Below are 3,855 nucleotides of genomic sequence, written 5' to 3' on the forward strand. Positions count from 1 at the left end.
GTCATCAAGCAGGCCATGGAGATCAACGACCGCCCGGTCGTCATCGACTTCATCGTCCACCAGGACGCCATGGTCTGGCCGATGGTCGCGGCCGGCACCAGCAACGACGAGATCCAGTTCGCCAAGGGCATCCGCCCCGACTTCGGCGACGACCTCGACTAACGCCCCCCTTCAACTCCAGAGCGCCTGAGGAACCCCATGTCCAAGCACACCCTCTCCGTCCTGGTCGAGAACAAGCCCGGCGTGCTCGCCCGCATCGCCGCCCTGTTCTCCCGTCGGGGCTTCAACATCGACTCCCTCGCCGTCGGCCCGACCGAGCATCCGGACGTGTCCCGGATGACCATCGTGGTCAACGTCGAGGACCTCCCGCTGGAACAGGTCACCAAGCAGCTCAACAAGCTCGTGAACGTGATAAAGATCGTCGAACTCGACCAATCCGCTGCGATCCAGCGGGAACTGGTCCTGGTGAAGGTCCGCGCCGACAACGAGACCCGGTCGCAGATCGTCGAGATCGTCCAGCTGTTCCGTGCCAAGACCGTCGACGTGTCCCCGGACGCGGTGACCATCGAGGCCACCGGAAGCTCGGACAAGCTGGAGGCCATGCTCCGGATGCTGGAGCCTTACGGCATCAAGGAGTTGGTCCAGTCCGGCCTGGTCGCCATCGGGCGCGGCGCCCGTTCGATCACGGACCGCTCGTTGCGCGCCCTCGACCGCAGCGCCTGAGCACCCCCGAGACGCCGACCGTCTCACACCCTGAAGCACCGCCCCACACCCCCGCCGGTACGCCTACCGTAGAGAGCGCGTACCCGGCAACCATCACGCAAGGAGATGTGCCCCCGTGGCCGAGCTGTTCTACGAAGACGACGCCGACCTGTCCATCATCCAGGGCCGCAAGGTCGCGGTCATCGGCTACGGCAGCCAGGGCCACGCCCACGCGCTGTCCCTGCGCGACTCCGGCGCCGACGTCCGGGTCGGCCTGAAGCCGGAGTCCAAGTCCCGTGCCAAGGCGGAGGAGGCCGGCCTGCGCGTCGTCACCCCGGCCGAGGCCGCGGCCGAGGCCGACGTCATCATGATCCTGGTGCCGGACCCGATCCAGGCCGACGTCTACGAGGCCGACATCGCCCCGCACCTGAAGGCCGGCGACGCCCTGTTCTTCGGCCACGGCCTGAACATCCGCTTCGGCTTCATCAAGCCCCCGGCGGACGTCGACGTCTGCATGGTCGCCCCGAAGGGCCCGGGCCACCTGGTCCGCCGCCAGTACGAGGAGGGCCGCGGCGTCCCCGCGATCGTCGCCGTCGAGCAGGACGCCTCCGGCAAGGCCTTCGACCTGGCGCTGTCCTACGCCAAGGGCCTGGGCGCCACCAAGGCCGGCGTCATCAAGACCACCTTCACCGAGGAGACCGAGACCGACCTGTTCGGTGAGCAGGCCGTCCTCTGCGGTGGCACCGCCGCCCTGGTGAAGGCCGGTTTCGAGACCCTGGTCGAGGCCGGTTACCAGCCGGAGATCGCCTACTTCGAGTGCCTGCACGAGCTGAAGCTCATCGTCGACCTGATGTACGAGGGCGGCCTGGAGAAGATGCGCTGGTCGGTCTCCGAGACCGCCGAGTGGGGCGACTACGTCACCGGCCCGCGGATCATCACCGACGCCACCAAGGCCGAGATGCGGAAGGTCCTCGCCGAGATCCAGGACGGCACCTTCGCCAACACCTGGATCGCCGAGTACAAGGCCGGTCTGCCCAAGTACAACGAGTACAAGAAGGCCGACGAGGACCACCTGCTGGAGACCACCGGCAAGAAGCTGCGCTCGCTGATGAGCTGGGTCGACGACAAGGCCTGAACCGGCCTCGGGCTCTGCCCGATTTTGTAACTTCCTTGTACAAGTAGGCTGCTCTCGTCCGGGTGATTTCGCCGGACGGGAGCAGCCTGGTACCCAGCCCGTCGATACACTCCGAGTGCGCGTCAGGCCCACAGCGTCGTGCGTCTACCTACGCGGCATGCCACCTTCCCCCCGCCGTCCACGCCACCCACGTGCCGGGGAGAACCGCAGAGTTAAGGACACACTGTCGTGAGCACTGTGACATCCAAAACCGCCGTCGTCCTGATCGCCGAAGAGCTGTCGCCCGCCACCGTCGACGCCCTCGGCCCCGACTTCGAGATCCGCCACTGCAACGGCGCCGACCGCACCGAGCTGCTCGGCGCGATCGCCGACGTCGACGCGATCCTGATCCGCTCCGCCACCAAGGTCGACGCGGAGGCGCTGGCCGTCGCCCGCAAGCTCAAGGTGGTCGCCCGGGCCGGGGTCGGCCTGGACAACGTGGACGTCGCCGCTGCCACCAAGGCCGGCGTGATGGTCGTGAACGCGCCGACCTCCAACATCGTCACCGCCGCCGAACTCGCCTGCGGCCTGCTGATCTCCGTCGCCCGCAACATCGCGCCGGCCAACGCCGCGCTCAAGCAGGGCGAGTGGAAGCGCAACAAGTACACCGGCGTCGAGCTGAGCGAGAAGACCCTCGGCGTCGTCGGCCTCGGCCGGATCGGCGTCCTGGTCGCCCAGCGGATGTCCGCGTTCGGCATGAAGATCGTCGCGTACGACCCCTACATCCAGGCCGCCCGCGCCGCCCAGATGGGCGTCAAGCTGGTCACCCTGGAGGAGCTGCTGGAGGTCTCGGACTTCATCACCGTCCACCTCCCCAAGACCCCCGAGACCATCGGCCTGATCGGCGACGAGGCGCTGCACAAGGTCAAGCCGACCGTGCGCATCGTCAACGCCGCCCGCGGCGGCATCGTGGACGAGGAGGCGCTTGCCAACGCCCTGCGCGACGGCCGGGTGGCCGGCGCCGGCCTGGACGTGTACGCCAAGGAGCCGTGCACCGACTCCCCGCTGTTCGGCTTCGACAACGTGGTCGCCACCCCGCACCTGGGCGCCTCCACCGACGAGGCGCAGGAGAAGGCCGGCATCGCCGTCGCCAAGTCGGTGCGCCTGGCGCTGGCCGGCGAACTGGTGCCGGACGCCGTCAACGTCCAGGGCGGCGTGATCGCCGAGGACGTGCGCCCGGGCCTGCCGCTGGCCGAGAAGCTCGGCCGGATCTTCACCGCGCTGGCCGGCGAGGTCGCCGTCCGGCTCGACGTCGAGGTCCGCGGCGAGATCACCCAGCACGACGTGAAGGTGCTCGAACTGTCCGCGCTGAAGGGCGTGTTCGAGGACGTGGTGGCGGAGACGGTGTCCTACGTCAACGCCCCGCTGTTCGCCCAGGAGCGCGGCGTCGAGGTCCGCCTGACCACCTCCAGTGAGAGTGCCGAGCACCGCAACGTGATCACCGTCCGCGGCACGCTCGCGAACGGCGAGGAGATCGCCATCTCCGGCACCCTGGCCGGCCCGAAGCAGACCCAGAAGATCGTCGGCGTGGACGCCTTCGACGTGGACGTCGCGCTCACCGACCACATGGCCTTCTTCAAGTACGAGGACCGCCCCGGCGTGGTCGGCGTGCTCGGCCGCCACCTCGGCGACGCCGGCATCAACATCGCCGGCATGCAGGTCGCCCGCGACGGCGGCGGCGCGCTCGCCTCCATCACCGTGGACAGCCAGATCCCGCAGGACGTGCTGTCGGCGATCGCCGCCGAGATCGGCGCCCGCTTCGCCCGCTCGGTCGACCTGGGCGCCTGAGCCCGACGCCCCCCGGGGGGGGGGGGGGGGGGGGGGGGGGGGGGGGGGGGGGGGGGGGGGGGGGGGGGGGGGGGGGGGGGGGGGGGGGGGGGGGGAGGAGGGGGGGGGGGGGGGGGGGGGGGGGGGGGGGGGGGGGGGGGGGGGGGGGGGGGGGGGGGGGGGGGGGGGGGGGGGGGGGGGGGGGGGGGGGG

General features: G+C 70.3%; 3 protein-coding genes. All 3 read left to right on the forward strand.

Going from position 1 to position 3,855, the window contains the following annotated elements; all coding sequences use genetic code 11:
• Positions 1–198: 198 nt before the first annotated feature.
• The 3 genes from ilvN (at position 199) to serA (ending at position 3,664) form a co-directional block, all read left to right on the forward strand.
• A complete protein-coding gene (ilvN, locus tag AC07BF_RS37640) occupies positions 199–723 on the forward strand; it encodes an acetolactate synthase small subunit (RefSeq protein WP_030302941.1) in 525 nt (174 codons plus the stop codon).
• A gap of 115 nt (positions 724–838) precedes the next feature.
• Entirely contained in the window at positions 839–1,837 is a 999-nt protein-coding gene (gene ilvC / locus AC07BF_RS37645; RefSeq protein ID WP_063347727.1) for a ketol-acid reductoisomerase, read from the forward strand.
• A gap of 237 nt (positions 1,838–2,074) precedes the next feature.
• The gene (gene serA, locus AC07BF_RS37650; protein ID WP_363378782.1) at positions 2,075–3,664 is read left to right on the forward strand and encodes a phosphoglycerate dehydrogenase; all 1,590 of its coding nucleotides are present in this window, start codon (positions 2,075–2,077) and stop codon (positions 3,662–3,664) included.
• Positions 3,665–3,855: the final 191 nt, after the last annotated feature.

It is taken from the genome of Kitasatospora sp. NPDC043950, from assembly GCF_056435345.1.